This is a genomic window from Lacibacter sp. H375, from assembly GCF_037892425.1.
Lineage (GTDB): Bacteria > Bacteroidota > Bacteroidia > Chitinophagales > Chitinophagaceae > Lacibacter.
The window spans coordinates 3,182,366-3,196,111 of sequence record NZ_JBBKTT010000001.1; the positions used below are offsets into that span (position 1 = coordinate 3,182,366).

Sequence of the window (13,746 nt, forward strand, 5' to 3'; positions counted from 1 at the left end):
GCAAAAGCAGGGCTGGACAATGTAACATCTTCTAAGTACAAGCATCAGCAGTGGTTCGGGCTCGACGTTCAATAGTCAGCTTTAGTTCATAACTTCAACAACATATTTTCAAATGGGCATTTGTGCCAGGCAGACGAGCAATGAATTCCCTGCCTTCGCAAATACTCGAACGTTATGTGTAACCTTATGAGACGACTACTAACGATAATGTTTATTCTGAATTTCGGACTTGCATTCGGACAAGACTTCTCATATCCAAGTATTAACAAGCAAGGTAAAGACATAAACAATTTCATTCCAAACAACTGGACACTCTTGGACTCAACACAAGGTGACCTAAACAAAGACAATCACAAAGATTTGGCTCTAATTGTTCAACACAAAGACAGTGTTACAATAATAAATAACGACAATGACTCTGTTTTGACACAACCCAGAATTTTAATTATTCTCTTTTACAACCAAGCAATAAATCAATATCAATTAGCAGAACAAAGTATTAGTTTCATTCTCAACCATGACAATCCCAATATGGAAGAACCTTACCAAGACATTTCTATTAACAATGGTGTTTTAAAAATTGACTTCAATATTTTCATGAATATGGGCGGTTGGGGTATGTCAAACAACTCTTACAAATTCCGTTTTCAAGACACGGGATTTGTTCTTATCGGTGCTGACTATAATTATGTAAATCGTGGTTCGGGGGAAACTGAATACCGTAGCTACAACTTTCTGACAAAAAAGGTAAAAGTATCAACAGGAACAATTGAAAGCGACAAACATAAAATCATTTGGCGGACAATTGACCTTAAAAAACTTAAAACATTAAAGACATTTAAACAGCCATTTACTTGGGAAGTTGAAAAGGACTATTACCTATGACAAGAAAGGCTACACATAACATTGCATTTGTGTTATGTCGGCGGACGGATAACGCCACTTCAACTGTGTGCTACTATCAGCTTCAATCACAGCCCGACGTTATAAATTGAGCCATAGAATTAACATTGAACTTTTGTATTTTACATCAGCATTTGTACCGGGCAGACGGATTTCAAATTCCGCCACAAACACAAATGCTTCAACGTTAGCGGCAACATTATGACGACCCTATTTCAAGTAATATCAATTCTTATCGTGACACTTCTTTTAAGTTGCGACAGTCATCAATCAGGCGACACAACCAACATCAACAAGACAGCCGCTTTAATTGACACACCACGAAGTTTTGTAAAGAACTATGGCGTAAATGATACTACCCGGCTACTTGCTTTCGTTGGAGAAAAAATATCGGTTGCCTCATTGCCCCATGAAAAAGGTTCAATGGACAATAGCTTTAAAGCGAAATATGCAATTCTAAAAAAGGTATATGGCAGTTTCCCAAGAGACACAATTGAGTTTGTTGCCTATGACCATTATGGGACACCTGCTTTTTCAAAGTTTAAAAACGTTCTTTTATTTGTTTCAGCGGATAGCGGGACTTACTACCATCAAAAATACATGTACAACGATGTTTATAAAACTAAAGACGGACGTTGGGCCGGTACGTATGCAAGTGACGACTATGAACATGCTTACAACAAGCACACGAAAATAAAGGCTATGAAAATTGAATTCGTGGAGAAGGTTTCGTTTCTAACTAAAACAGTTGACGAGGAAGGACGACAACTTGAATTCTCATATCCTAAACCATATTTTAAAACAGTTGGGGATAGTTCATTTGCTGTTTATGGTAATTACGTTGAGGACTTAGTTACTCTAAAAAAGGAAGGTGTTTTGACTGCAAGGGGATTGTTTGAGGCATCTGCTCAACAAGAGGAAGATATGGTAGAAGCATCGCAACCAGAACCACGGAAGACACCTCCAACAGCAGACGATTTGAAATTTCTTGCATTCTGGAAAAATTTTGTTGCATCCTTAAGTGAGCCGGGACTAAAGAAGTTCAGGCAAATTGCGTTGGACACCTTGTACATATGCGACCAATTACTGCCCGTAGATAAGTTTATTAATAAATGTTTCAACCAAGTGATTGACGACGAAGTAAAGAAACGTATTGTTGACAAAACAAAACTTGAATACGATTTCACAGACGTAGAATTTTATAACTTATTAACCAGTCAGGTTAAAAAAGAGATTATGAAAGTCGGTGACGGTTATCGGCTAAGGGAGGTGTTGGTAACACGTAATACTAAAAATAACAATCCACCGATAATCTACTTTGACTTTATCCAGACGAAGAAAGGATACAGGCTTTATGCGATTAGTCATCATTGGTTCAAGGACTGTTGCAAGTAGTCAATTTAGAAATGCTAACGCTAACAGGGAATTTGCTGCTATGCTGGCAGACGAATATATTTTCAGCTTAATATCGCTATAAGCCTATTTCCAGCCGACGTAATTCTATTAGGCTTTTGTTCTTAACTTCATCTCAGTAATTCTATTGGGCTGCTGTACCAAGCTGACGTAACACGGAATACCAGCACAGCAGCAAGACCTGAACGAGGGGCGATCTAAAAATTATCAAATATGAAGTTCTTATTAGCCTTACCAATCTTACTATGTTTAATTGCCACTATTCCAGGTAAAAAGAAATCCACAAATAAGAATACAATTCTTGTAATTTTCCCACATTCCGATGATGAAACAGCAATCGCTCATGTACTCGCCAGGTATGCCCCGGGCAACAAAATCCAAATAATATATACTGTCAATCCGCCAAATGACAGCATTATACCAATTAGGCAAAAAGAAGGGATATGTTCCTGCGAAAAGATTGGAATAGAAAAACCAATTTTTCTTCCAAACGATCGGCTTGATGGTCGTGATGGTCCTCGTGAGTACTTTAAAAGAATCAATGCATTAAAAACTGATCTAAAAAAACTAATTGAACAAATAAATCCGAATATTATCATTACCCATGGACCTGAAGGCGAATCCGGTCATTATGAACATCGCATAACTGGTTCGATAGTTACGGAACTTATTTTGCGGGAAGGTTGGTATGATAAATATCCGATTTATTATTTTGCAGAACCTACGATCAAAACCAATGTGGAACAGCTAAGCGGTACAGGTGAGGTAGACGGTAAATATTTGAATGTTGCCATTAAATATTCCCTTGAGGATGAAAATAAAAGTATCGAATCGTATAAGTGCCATCAAAGCCAGCTTGAACTAATAAAGGATCATATTCATATTAAATTAGCCGATACCGTCAATATTGCTTACTTCAGAAAACTTCACATTGATCTCCAGAAGAGAAATGATTTTTTTAAATAACACTTCCCGATCACTTCGCACAACAGTAGTATTTGCAAAAGCAGGGCAGGACAATGTTACATCAACTATGTATAGGCATCAGTAGTGTTTCGGGCCCCACATTCATTGATCAGCATTAGTTCTTAACTCCAACAACATATTTTCAAATGGTCAGTTGTACCGGGCTAACGAGCAATGAATTCCCTGCCTTCGCAAATACCCGAACGCCAGTTAAAAGAGAGTTGGTTTGCTTACTAACCAATATAAAGCAAAGAGGGCTTTCAATATTTTGAAAGCCCTCTTTGCTTTATTTAAATTTAAACTTATGCTACAGGCGTAAGATATTGCGTAAAACAATAGCCTTCTTCACCATTATCCGTTTTAATATACCACCACTGATCATTTTCTTTACGCACCAACGTTACCACTTCGTGCCGGGCAGCTTTGCCAACAGTATCATCATTGGTACTGGGGCCGCTGCGAATGTTTAAATTGGTTTTGCTGGTTGTTACTTTAAGTTTTGAACCTTCTGTAACTCCGGCAACACTATTGATGTTCAGCATGAGATCTCCTGATGAATAATCAGGATCGAGTTTCTCATAAATATCCCACATCTGTTGTTTAACTGCACCGGTAGCTTCACCATCTATGTATAACACATTTTCTTGCTCACGTATTTGTAAATTGGTCACACCGGATGCTGTTGCTGCATCGATCAATTCTTTGTATTTATCTTGTAATGCCATAAAAGATTCCCTCCCGGTTTATTTTTTTACTAATCCTGCGGATTCAATTTTTTTGAGCCCCATTGATTTTAATGAATTTAATGCCATCATCAGTTTTTGCAGATTGGCTTTTTCAATTTCGCCGGTGAGTGTAAGCACGCCATCTGTTAATTGCGTTTGTACACCCGGATAATCTTTTACCGCATCTGCAATAGCCTGCGAGAGTGCATCGCTAACAGGCGGCACAACTGACGCAGCTGGAGCAACGGTGCAATTGTTTACTACCGATTTTACACCTTCTACTTTTTTTACGGCATCTTCGCATCTTGCTTTGCAGGCTTCGTCTTTGCATTCGCCGCTAATTGTGGCAACGCCATCTTGTACGGTTACCATTGTGCTCCTCATGTCCGCATCTGCAGAAAGCACGGCCTCGATACTTGCCTGTATATCGGTGTCTTTTAATTTCTTTTTACAGGACACTGCTCCGAGCACCAGTACTGATGCAAGCAAAATAAAACATCGTTGAATTGTTCTTTTCATTTGTTTGTGTTTAATGATGATGAAATTGATAGACGCAGTCTTCAGAGCAGGAAGGATCGAACAATAATGCAGTTCGATTAAATAGTCTTTGCAAGCCTTATGCCAATAATACTAATCATTGGCCTCTATAAACAAAAAAGCGACAGGCAATTCGCCTGTCGCTTGCTATACTTTACCTAACAATTTAATAATCTACTCTCATTTCCACTCTTCTGTTGAGCGCTCTTCCTTTTGCTGTTTTATTATCTGCAATTGGTTTAGTATCGCCATAACCTTTATACGTAATACGTTCTGCAGCTATGCCTTTGGAAATGAAGTAATCTGCAACAGCTTTGGCTCTGCGTTCGCTCCAATGCATGTTGCGTTCAGGCGTGCCCACGTTATCTGCATGCGCATCAATGTTCAGTTTTAATGATGGGTTGTCCTGTAATACCTTCACCACTTCGTTTAAAGAAGCAAATGATGATTTCAAAATAACATCGCTTGCAAACTGGAACAGAATATTCTTGGCAGCGAAATCTATTTTCTGTTTGATCTCCTGTTTAATTTCCGGGCATCCGGCATTTGCGGTTACACCTGCTTCATTTGGACATTTATCTTCTTCATCATTTACTCCGTCGCCATCGGTATCAGGAATCAGGCATCCGTTGTAACGGGCAAGTCCCGCCACATCTTTACACTTATCATCTTTATCGGCTACACCATCATTATCGCTGTCGGGGCATCCATTTAATGCGCCTTTATCATTAGGACACTGGTCATCTTTATCTGTAACACCATCACCATCGGTGTCAGGACAGCCGTTAAGCGTTCCTTTCACATCCGGGCATTTATCATTTGCATCTGCAAAGCCATCAGCATCAGCATCCGGAGGTAATACAGGTTCAACCGGAATTACCACAGGAATTTCTTCCACTTTTTTCTTCCTTTCAAATGGATTGTCTTGTGCAAAACTGAAACTATAGTGCAGGTAATCGTTATTAATACCATTGGTTAATTTCTTACGCCACTGTGCCTGCATAAAAAAGTAAGAGCCTGCTTTAAAACGGAATTGCAAGCCAACTCCTAATGGAGCATAAGCGGCGAATTTGCCCGGAAAGTAGCCAACGCCTAAGCCAGCTGTTAAAAAAGGATTTACCGGAGCCTTGTCCTTAAACGCTCTTAAGTGCAGTAAAGCGTTGAGTTGTGTGCTGAATTTCGCCTGGCCTATCGAATCATCTTTTACAAAGTTGGCAGGGAAGTTAGAGAACGTTCCTGTGATAGTGCCGGACGCATCTAACTTGTTTGTAAGTCCACGCCAGTAACTTAAGCCAACGCCAAACGATTTGTTTCCTGGTTTGTACCAATCGCCCTGGTTGAAAGCTTTACTGGCTGTTGAATCACTGATGAGTTGAGGAAGACGATAATCAGAAAAACTGATGTTGTACGAAATGAGTTCGGGTTTTTTCAGTTGCTGATCCTGGGCATGCAGGCTGATGATGCACATCAGTGCAAGAGCGGTTAGTAAGCAGTTTGGTTTCATAGAAATTAATTGAGCGCTAAATTAACGTTCCAAACCGTATTTTATGCATAAATGCTGTTTTCTTTTTGTGCGTAAATCATCTGTTTTTTTATAGGTTTTATCGGATGTATTGACTAAATTTATTTAGCTCTTTGATGATATCTTATTTATTCACTATTAAAACTGTTTCCCATGGTTTCAACAGACACAACACAGCTTAACAGGGAATGCAGCTCCTGGAGGGAGCATTTGCGTTCCTACCGTAATGAAATGAGTCAACTGAGAGATCAGCTTCAACTCATGGCAAGCGGAGAAAAAGACAAGGAAGTCCTTACCGAAGTGGAACACTATCACAACCAGTTTTACATTCAACAGATCAACATCCACGATCTAAAACAGGCCATTAAAAGTCACGACCGAAGATTGGAAGTAGAAAAAGACCCGGCGAGTGGTCAACCTTCTGAAGCAGCAATGCAGGAACATGAAGAACTGCACGGTCAATACGAAATACTGGAACATACGTTAAATGAACTAAGAAGCGATTTCAGAAATTTCGTCGCTAAGGCATAGTCATAAAGCCTTTACTACATCTATCAAAGACATTCACAGCCACCCATTCAAATTCTATCTGTTCCCTGTACGGTAGCGCCTGCGCTTGCATGCCCGTGTAAGCAGGTGATTGTTTACATTTTAAAAAATGAATGTTATGGCAGACTTTGATACCTCACACGTAAAAAACATTGTCTTGCTGGGCCATGCTGGCACCGGTAAGACAACATTAGCGGAATGCATGTTATACGAAGCAGGCATTATTAACCGCAGAGGCACAGTTGCAGAACGTAATACTGTTGCCGATTATCATGAGCTGGAACAGGAAAGAGGCAACTCCGTTTTTTCAAAACTTTTACACAGCAAATGGCGTGGCTATAAGATCAATATTATTGATACGCCGGGTTATGATGATTTTGTTGGAGAAGTGATCAGTGCATTACGTGTAGCCGATACCGGTGTAATGTTGCTGAATGCTTCCCGTGGTGTGGAAGTTGGTACAGATATTATCTGGGATTACACAGAGCAGTTTAAAACACCCATGATCTTTGCGGTGAATAAACTCGATGAAGAAACGGCTGATTTTGATAAAACGGTTGCTGAAGCCAAAGCACATTTTGGCAGCAACATTACAGTGGTGCAATACCCACGACAACAGGGCGCAGGTTTTCATGAAATTATTGATGTGCTGCGCATGACGATGTATAAATTTAAAGATGCAGGAGGCAAACCGGAAAAATTACCTATTCCGGATGATGAAAAAGAGAGAGCCGATAATTTACACAAAGAATTAATTGAAGCAGTTGCAGGTAATGATGAAACGTTAATGGAAAAATATTTCGATAAAGGAGAGTTGGATGAAGATGAGATAAAAGCAGGAATGAAAAAAGCAATGGTCAATCATGATTTGTTTCCGTTATTCTGTTTATCTGCAGAACGCAACATGGGTAGCGGCAGGTTGATGGGTTTCATTGATAATGTATGCCCAAGTGCCAATGAAATGCCTCCACAAAAAACAAAGGCAGGATCAACATTGTCCTGCGATGAGAATGGTCCGGGCTGCATTTTTGTTTACAAAACAGTGAGTGAGCCGCATGTGGGCGAACTTTCTTTCTTTAAAGTTTACAGTGGTACTATTAAATCAGGAATGGAACTGGTGAATGAAACAACCGGTGTTGCGGAAAAGATGAACCAGTTATTTGTAGTGGAAGGAAATAAACGCACACAGGTAAATGAACTCACTGCAGGTGATATTGGTGCAACGTTGAAGCTTAGGAACACGCATGTAAACAATACGCTGCATGAAAAAGGAAAAGATATTGAGTTACTTCCCATTGAGTTTCCGGCATCAAACCTTACAATGGCTATTGAAAGTGTAAAGAAAGGTGAAGAAGAAAAACTGGCAACAGCTTTACACGATCTCCGTCATGAAGACCCCACGTTTAAAGTGGAAGTATCTCAAGAGTTAAGACAAACATTGATCCATTGCCAGGGCGATATGCATTTAGCTGTTGCCAAATGGAAAATTGAACATCAACATAAACTTGAAGTGAAATTTACTCGGCCACGTATTCCATACCGTGAAACAATACGCCGAAGTGCCGATAGTATGTACCGTCATAAAAAACAAAGTGGTGGTAACGGACAGTTTGGCGAAGTGCATTTACGTATTGAACCTTGGTATGAAGGAATGCCTGAACCTGCAGACCTTAATGTTCGTGGCAGGGAAGTGCATGATTTACCATGGGGTGGCAAATTGGTTTATTACAATTGTATTGTTGGTGGCGCTATCGATGTACGTTTCTTGCCATCGATCTTAAAAGGTGTGATGGAAAAAATGAACGAAGGACCGCTTACCGGCTCTTATGTGCGTGATGTCAGGGTATGTGTGTTTGATGGAAAGATGCATCCTGTTGATAGTAACGATATTTCGTTTAAGATCGCCGGTTTGCAGGCATTCCGCCAGGCATTTCAACAAGCCGATCCGCAGATACTTGAACCAATGTATCATGTAGAAGTTCTTTGTCCTGAAGATCTCACTGGTGCTGTTATTGGTGATCTGCAAACTCGCCGTGCAATGGTGGAAGGCATGGATACAGAAAGTCATTTTACAAAAGTGATCGCTAAAGTTCCATTGGCTGAAATGCAGGATTACAGTAGTAACCTGCGTTCGTTTACACAGGGCCGAGCAAAATTCCGTATGCACTTTCTCGATTATGAGCCATTGCCGTTTGAAGTACAACGCAAATTGGCTGATGATTACAGCAAAGTAGCGAAAGAAGAGATGATGGCTTAATATATACAGGTTAAGTAGTTTAAAATAAAATATCCTGCGTTAGGTAACGCAGGATATTTTATTTTAAACCCGATCGTAAATTATTGCCTGTATGTTTAGTTACATTTTCCAAGCACAACCCAGATCACTATAAAAATCAGGATGGTGCTTAAACAGCCGCCACCTAATTTTTTTGCGCCGTATGCTGCAATTAATCCTCTGAATAATTTATTCATATAATTCGTTATCCATTTTTATTTTGCATCAACATCTTCCAGTTCGGCGGCTTCCACATTTACAGCACTCACTGCAACCTCTGTTAATTTCACGTCGGCTTCTTTTTCCTGCTCAAGTATTTGCTCTAATAGTTTAGCGGCTTCTGGCAAGGCAAGTGTTTCTGCAAACTGCCGCATTGTACCATAAGATGCAATTTCATAATGCTCAATTTTTTGAGCACCGGCTATAATGCCAGCGTCGCACATGGCACCAGGTTCGCATTCATCAATTATCGCTTCGGCTTCTTTCATTAATCCCGCCATTGCCTCACATTTCTTTCCTACAGGCTTCATGTTAATTGATTTGAAGACTTCTTCTACCAGTTTTATTTGCTCATGCGTTTCTTCAAGATGTTTTTCCAGTGCCGCAACCAATTCATCTGATGTTGCTTTTTTGATCATTTTTGGAATTGCCGCTGTAAGTGCTTTTTCAGCCCAAAAGATATCTTTCAACTCGTTTTCAAATAGCTTCATCAGTTGTGATGATTGCATGCCTTTGTTTGGTGTTTTTCCGTTTGCAACGGCCTTCTTGTTCTTATCGCTGTCAGTTTTCTTTTGCATAATGTAATTTTTAAAATGTCAAGACTTGTGTTAACTTAAAATATGAAGGTTAGCATTCATTTTATGATTCTCCTGTATCATCATGGCTTTTTACTTCTTCCAAAACGGAAAATTAAAAAGAGAATAAGGCCAATAATGGCGACCACAATAAAAATTCCAAACCCCATACCAGCTTTAAAGATACCTTCCACCAGTTGGCATGAACTCAACATGGATATCATTGCAATAAGCAGTATGCTGATGTATTTTGTAATGTTCATGATGTTAACTTTTAAGTTTATTGCAATAGTTTAATACTAGTAAAAAACGGGTATCGAGCAAAAATTTATTAAAAAACCTTGTCGTCATTTTGATTGTTAACGATGGCAGGAGCATCAGAATCACCTTCAATACCTTCGTCTGGTAGTGGATTAATTGGCTCATCTGTTAATGGTGGCTCAGGTTTATACTCTTCAGTAGAACCACCTTTTTTATCATTTTCACCAATTATTTCTCCCGGATTCTTTTTTTTATCATCACCAATACCCGGCACTTCCGTTTCGGGATGTTCTTTTTTTAAGTCAGGATCATTCGGGATGGGTTTTTTGCCATTGAAATCCTGATTCGTTTTTTGTTTCAGTGCATTTGATGTGTCTTCCTTGTTTTCGGTTAATGTTTGACGTTTTTCCATGATAATAGTGTTTAGCTGTTACGAAAAATGTGTGTTACAAATATGACTTTCATTCATCGCAAAGTCATTACACGTTATAAAGAAATTGTTACAACTTTCACATATTCATCCAGTCAAGGTTGCTGTTTTCGTTTCAGGAAAGAAGGTACAGGATAGCAAAACAGTTGTAAATGAAAAAGCGACACACATAGGTGTCGCTTTTCATTTTATAGAGAAGGAAACCTATTTTAGTTTTAACACGGGTTGTAGAATATAATTCCCATTTCCATCCATCTTAATGGAAAGTGTGGCATCAAAATCAATAAGCAGGGAATCAAGACCAACTGCAAGATTTCGATTCATTTTTATTTTTAATCCACTTTGCTGGCTACTTGGTGTACTTAGCGGATAAATAACACTGTCAATCATAATTGTGTTTTGTGTACCCAATACCAAACGTAATTCCTTAAGAGTGCCAGTTGGTACAGTTCCTACGGCAAGAAATGTATCAACACCATTTTGCAATTTCAACAGATCATAAATACCTGCTACAGTTTCCAGTTTAATCCAGCCCGTTGAATCACCGTTGAAATTTACATTCACTTCTTTTATATCTACATTTACCTGTTGTGCATCATACGGCGCATCCGTAAGATTGATTTTTAATTCAGTACTGTTTTTACTTTTCTTACAGGCAGAAAATAACAACACTGCAGAAATTAATAATAAAGAACAAATGACCATTGTTTTTTTCATGAGTATGAGATTTAAAAACAGTAGTTCAAAAAACCATGCCAAAGCAAACAAACGATTCATGTAAAACTACTTTTGTGCAAAAGTTATTTACTTAGTGAAAACATATGCCAGCCTCCAGTAATTCATTTTTTACGTTAATGCTGCGAACATTTGTAAGGTTTTTTCTTTGATATTGATGAGGTTACAGAATGATAGTCATTCTGTTTTTTACTTATCTTCCTTGCATGAATCAACCGACTGCTTCCTCTTCCATCTGGAAAGTGATTGCTGCTTCCTCGATGGGTACCTTAATTGAATGGTACGACTTCTACATTTTTGGTATGCTTGCCAAAACAATTTCAGTTCAATTTTTTCCCGAAGGCAATGATGTTGCTGCTTTGCTCAGTACACTGGCAATTTTTGCTGCCGGGTTTATTGTGCGTCCTTTCGGTGCATTGTTATTCGGACGATTAGGCGATCTTATTGGTCGTAAATACACGTTCCTGTTAACACTCGTGCTGATGGGAAGTGCTACATTTTTAATTGGTCTTGTGCCCGGCTACAAATCAATTGGAGTCTTAGCGCCCATTCTTGTTTTATTACTCAGGTTAATACAAGGATTGGCTCTTGGAGGAGAGTATGGCGGTGCTGCTACTTACGTGGCCGAACATGCGCCGGCGAATAAACGTGGGCTTTATACCAGTTGGATACAAACCACTGCAACACTTGGTTTATTTGTAGCATTAGGCGTTATACTTCTTGTAAAATCAAGCATGAGTAATGAAGCGTTTGATGCAGAGTGGGGTGGATGGCGTTATCCATTCTGGTTATCAATTCTGCTGGTAGGAGTTTCTATTTATATACGAATGAAGATGAAGGAGTCTCCGCTGTTTGCAAAACTGAAACACGAAGGAAAAACTTCTGTCAATCCATTAAAAGAAAGTTTCAGCCACAAGGCGAATTTCAAAATGGTATTGCTGGCATTGTTTGGTGCAGTGATGGGGCAGGGAGTTATCTGGTACACCGGTCAGTTTTATGCACAGAATTTTTTAGAAACAAGAGTGATGATCGAGTTCGGACAAAGCCGAACAATATTACTTTGGGCAATTCTTTTTGCAACACCTTTTTTTGTTTTCTTTGGTTGGTTAAGTGACAGGATAGGACGCAAATGGATCATGCTCATTGGAATGTTGTTGGGCGTCTTGTTCTACCGGCCCATTTATCAGAGTTTTCTTGACAGTGTTGATCATACAAAAATTGAGTTTGTAGATCTGAAAGTAACAGCAAAACCAAAAATTGAAGCTGTGCCAATTGGTACAACCAACGGATTTGTTCGCACCATTACCACATCATATGCTTCTGCTAATGGCTGGGCTTATACAGAAACAGTAAGAGATACTGTTAAACAACAAGGTGACGAGATTGTGGCGAAGCCAACAATAAAGTATACCGATCGGCAATTACCAAAGCCCGTGTTTTGGAAATTTGTATGGCTTGTTTTTATCCAGATATTTTTTGTAACAATGGTGTATGGCCCTGTTGCAGCGTTTCTTGTTGAATTATTTCCAACAAAGATCCGTTACACTTCTATGTCGTTGCCTTATCATATTGGTAATGGAGTGTTTGGAGGGTTGGTGCCGTTTATTGGTTTGTTACTTACCACTTCTTTCCCTGCTGATCCTTTGGTAGGGCTGTGGTATCCTATAATAGTAGCGTCTTTATGTTTTGTTATTGGCGCTTTGTATCTCAACAATAAAATTGATCCAAACGTAAACGATTAAACGATGAACAAATTAAAACGATATGCAGGTCTTGTATGGATAATAGCAGGCCCGTTAATTTTTATTTTATTACTGATGGCTGCCTGGTATAATATTGATAGAGCAGGAAAGAAAGATATCAATAATCCTGTTCCGTGGGTTATCATCATCGGTATTTTTTTACCCATTGTTATTGGCTTGGTGATCTTTGGTTGGTATGCGCTCAAAGGAGAGTATGATCATTTACCGGAGGATTCAACAGAGATCGAATAGAGTGGAATTTTAGTGCCCCTAGTACTAAGGAAGCAGAGGATACTGAGTGTTTATTCAATATCCTCTGCTTTTTCATTTTTCAGTAAATATTATTCAATTCGGAATGAAATTTTACACACGCAACCAAAGGTGGTTACATGCCCATCTTTTACATGGGCTTTGATATCCTGCACATAAACCGAATCAATATTCCGAACAGTTTTAGATGCTTCAGCCACAGCCTGGCGAATAGCATCATCAATTCCTTTTTCTGACGAAGCAATCACTTCAATGATTTTTACAATTGGCATAACTGTAAGTATTTTGATGTTTGTAAAATGGTTTGCTCCAATAAGATAAGTAAACTATGCTGTAAATTCAAATGTAGTTTCAGGTCTTTTCTTCAATCTGGCATTCTATGTCAGGGGTTGCAATTGCGAAAGTTTTTATGAAATACATTTTATTAATTTTCATCTGATTTAGATGCTGTAAGTGCAACTACTTATTTGACGAAAAATTAAGTTTGATAAATCTTCTATAACAAGCATGTGCTGTTGTTATAGTGCATTTTTGTATTGGAATTCCTGAACCATTGCTTCGATAGATCAGTTTATAAAACCCAGACCCAACCAAATTATTGGAGATGAATAAGTGAAATTGCTT

General features: G+C 38.9%; 15 protein-coding genes. 7 read left to right on the forward strand and 8 right to left on the reverse strand.

All coding sequences use genetic code 11. From position 1 onward, the window contains the following. Positions 1-186 precede the first annotated feature (186 nt). The 3 genes from WG954_RS13780 to WG954_RS13790 all read left to right on the forward strand — a co-directional run bounded on the left by WG954_RS13780 (position 187) and on the right by WG954_RS13790 (position 3,282). Positions 187-885, forward strand: a complete 699-nt coding sequence (locus WG954_RS13780) for a hypothetical protein (RefSeq protein WP_340437210.1) — start codon at positions 187-189, stop codon at positions 883-885. Positions 886-1,140: 255 nt separating this feature from the next. After that, positions 1,141-2,298, forward strand: a complete 1,158-nt coding sequence (locus WG954_RS13785) for a hypothetical protein (RefSeq protein ID WP_340437211.1) — start codon at positions 1,141-1,143, stop codon at positions 2,296-2,298. A gap of 231 nt (positions 2,299-2,529) precedes the next feature. Next, complete coding sequence (locus WG954_RS13790; RefSeq protein ID WP_340437212.1) at positions 2,530-3,282, forward strand: PIG-L deacetylase family protein; 753 nt, start codon at positions 2,530-2,532, stop codon at positions 3,280-3,282. Between the two features lie 302 nt (positions 3,283-3,584). On the opposite strand, the gene WG954_RS13795 is transcribed toward WG954_RS13790, so the two are convergent. The 3 genes from WG954_RS13795 to WG954_RS13805 form a co-directional block, all read right to left on the reverse strand. Beyond that, positions 3,585-4,007, reverse strand: coding sequence for an SH3 domain-containing protein (locus tag WG954_RS13795; RefSeq protein ID WP_340437213.1), 423 nt, complete (start codon positions 4,005-4,007; stop codon positions 3,585-3,587). A gap of 18 nt (positions 4,008-4,025) precedes the next feature. Continuing rightward, positions 4,026-4,526 carry a BON domain-containing protein gene (locus WG954_RS13800; RefSeq protein ID WP_340437214.1) on the reverse strand — a complete coding sequence of 167 codons (501 nt, stop codon included), beginning with the start codon at positions 4,524-4,526 and terminating at the stop codon, positions 4,026-4,028. A 184-nt stretch (positions 4,527-4,710) separates the two neighbouring features. Continuing rightward, positions 4,711-6,048 carry an OmpA family protein gene (locus WG954_RS13805; RefSeq protein ID WP_340437215.1) on the reverse strand — a complete coding sequence of 446 codons (1,338 nt, stop codon included), beginning with the start codon at positions 6,046-6,048 and terminating at the stop codon, positions 4,711-4,713. A gap of 171 nt (positions 6,049-6,219) precedes the next feature. Here WG954_RS13805 and WG954_RS13810 point away from each other — a divergent pair, with 171 nt between their 5' ends. After that, positions 6,220-6,597: a hypothetical protein gene (locus tag WG954_RS13810; RefSeq protein WP_340437216.1), complete on the forward strand. Its 378-nt coding sequence runs from the start codon at positions 6,220-6,222 to the stop codon at positions 6,595-6,597. A 136-nt stretch (positions 6,598-6,733) separates the two neighbouring features. Continuing rightward, positions 6,734-8,872 (forward strand): elongation factor G2, encoded by a 2,139-nt coding sequence (gene fusA2, locus WG954_RS13815; RefSeq protein ID WP_340437217.1) that lies wholly within the window; start codon positions 6,734-6,736, stop codon positions 8,870-8,872. A gap of 233 nt (positions 8,873-9,105) precedes the next feature. Here fusA2 and WG954_RS13820 read toward each other — a convergent pair whose 3' ends face one another. The 4 genes from WG954_RS13820 to WG954_RS13835 all read right to left on the reverse strand — a co-directional run bounded on the left by WG954_RS13820 (position 9,106) and on the right by WG954_RS13835 (position 11,092). After that, positions 9,106-9,687: a YciE/YciF ferroxidase family protein gene (locus tag WG954_RS13820; RefSeq protein WP_340437218.1), complete on the reverse strand. Its 582-nt coding sequence runs from the start codon at positions 9,685-9,687 to the stop codon at positions 9,106-9,108. Positions 9,688-9,767: 80 nt separating this feature from the next. Continuing rightward, entirely contained in the window at positions 9,768-9,947 is a 180-nt protein-coding gene (locus WG954_RS13825) for a hypothetical protein (RefSeq protein WP_340437219.1), read from the reverse strand. A 68-nt stretch (positions 9,948-10,015) separates the two neighbouring features. Continuing rightward, positions 10,016-10,357: a hypothetical protein gene (locus tag WG954_RS13830; protein ID WP_340437220.1), complete on the reverse strand. Its 342-nt coding sequence runs from the start codon at positions 10,355-10,357 to the stop codon at positions 10,016-10,018. Between the two features lie 222 nt (positions 10,358-10,579). Next, entirely contained in the window at positions 10,580-11,092 is a 513-nt protein-coding gene (locus WG954_RS13835; protein WP_340437221.1) for a DUF4382 domain-containing protein, read from the reverse strand. Between the two features lie 224 nt (positions 11,093-11,316). Here WG954_RS13835 and WG954_RS13840 point away from each other — a divergent pair, with 224 nt between their 5' ends. Further along, positions 11,317-12,852 (forward strand): MFS transporter, encoded by a 1,536-nt coding sequence (locus WG954_RS13840; protein WP_340437222.1) that lies wholly within the window; start codon positions 11,317-11,319, stop codon positions 12,850-12,852. 3 nt (positions 12,853-12,855) lie between these two features. Continuing rightward, on the forward strand, positions 12,856-13,104 hold the full coding sequence (locus WG954_RS13845; RefSeq protein ID WP_340437223.1) for a DUF6814 family protein: 249 nt from the start codon (positions 12,856-12,858) through the stop codon (positions 13,102-13,104). Between the two features lie 89 nt (positions 13,105-13,193). Here WG954_RS13845 and WG954_RS13850 read toward each other — a convergent pair whose 3' ends face one another. After that, the gene (locus WG954_RS13850) at positions 13,194-13,394 is read right to left on the reverse strand and encodes a dodecin family protein (protein WP_340437224.1); all 201 of its coding nucleotides are present in this window, start codon (positions 13,392-13,394) and stop codon (positions 13,194-13,196) included. Between the last annotated feature and the right edge of the window lie 352 nt (positions 13,395-13,746).

What these genes read in the sequence shown, in the direction of transcription:
- WG954_RS13810 (WP_340437216.1), top strand. Translation starts at nt 6,220, where the DNA reads ATGGTTTCAACAGACACAACACAGCTTAACAGGGAATGCAGCTCCTGG.
- WG954_RS13850 (WP_340437224.1), bottom strand. Translation starts at nt 13,394, where the DNA reads ATGCCAATTGTAAAAATCATTGAAGTGATTGCTTCGTCAGAAAAAGGA.
- WG954_RS13795 (WP_340437213.1), bottom strand. Translation starts at nt 4,007, where the DNA reads ATGGCATTACAAGATAAATACAAAGAATTGATCGATGCAGCAACAGCA.
- fusA2 (WP_340437217.1), top strand. Translation starts at nt 6,734, where the DNA reads ATGGCAGACTTTGATACCTCACACGTAAAAAACATTGTCTTGCTGGGC.
- WG954_RS13830 (WP_340437220.1), bottom strand. Translation starts at nt 10,357, where the DNA reads ATGGAAAAACGTCAAACATTAACCGAAAACAAGGAAGACACATCAAAT.
- WG954_RS13835 (WP_340437221.1), bottom strand. Translation starts at nt 11,092, where the DNA reads ATGAAAAAAACAATGGTCATTTGTTCTTTATTATTAATTTCTGCAGTG.
- WG954_RS13820 (WP_340437218.1), bottom strand. Translation starts at nt 9,687, where the DNA reads ATGCAAAAGAAAACTGACAGCGATAAGAACAAGAAGGCCGTTGCAAAC.
- WG954_RS13845 (WP_340437223.1), top strand. Translation starts at nt 12,856, where the DNA reads ATGAACAAATTAAAACGATATGCAGGTCTTGTATGGATAATAGCAGGC.
- WG954_RS13805 (WP_340437215.1), bottom strand. Translation starts at nt 6,048, where the DNA reads ATGAAACCAAACTGCTTACTAACCGCTCTTGCACTGATGTGCATCATC.
- WG954_RS13780 (WP_340437210.1), top strand. Translation starts at nt 187, where the DNA reads ATGAGACGACTACTAACGATAATGTTTATTCTGAATTTCGGACTTGCA.
- WG954_RS13790 (WP_340437212.1), top strand. Translation starts at nt 2,530, where the DNA reads ATGAAGTTCTTATTAGCCTTACCAATCTTACTATGTTTAATTGCCACT.
- WG954_RS13840 (WP_340437222.1), top strand. Translation starts at nt 11,317, where the DNA reads ATGAATCAACCGACTGCTTCCTCTTCCATCTGGAAAGTGATTGCTGCT.
- WG954_RS13800 (WP_340437214.1), bottom strand. Translation starts at nt 4,526, where the DNA reads ATGAAAAGAACAATTCAACGATGTTTTATTTTGCTTGCATCAGTACTG.
- WG954_RS13825 (WP_340437219.1), bottom strand. Translation starts at nt 9,947, where the DNA reads ATGAACATTACAAAATACATCAGCATACTGCTTATTGCAATGATATCC.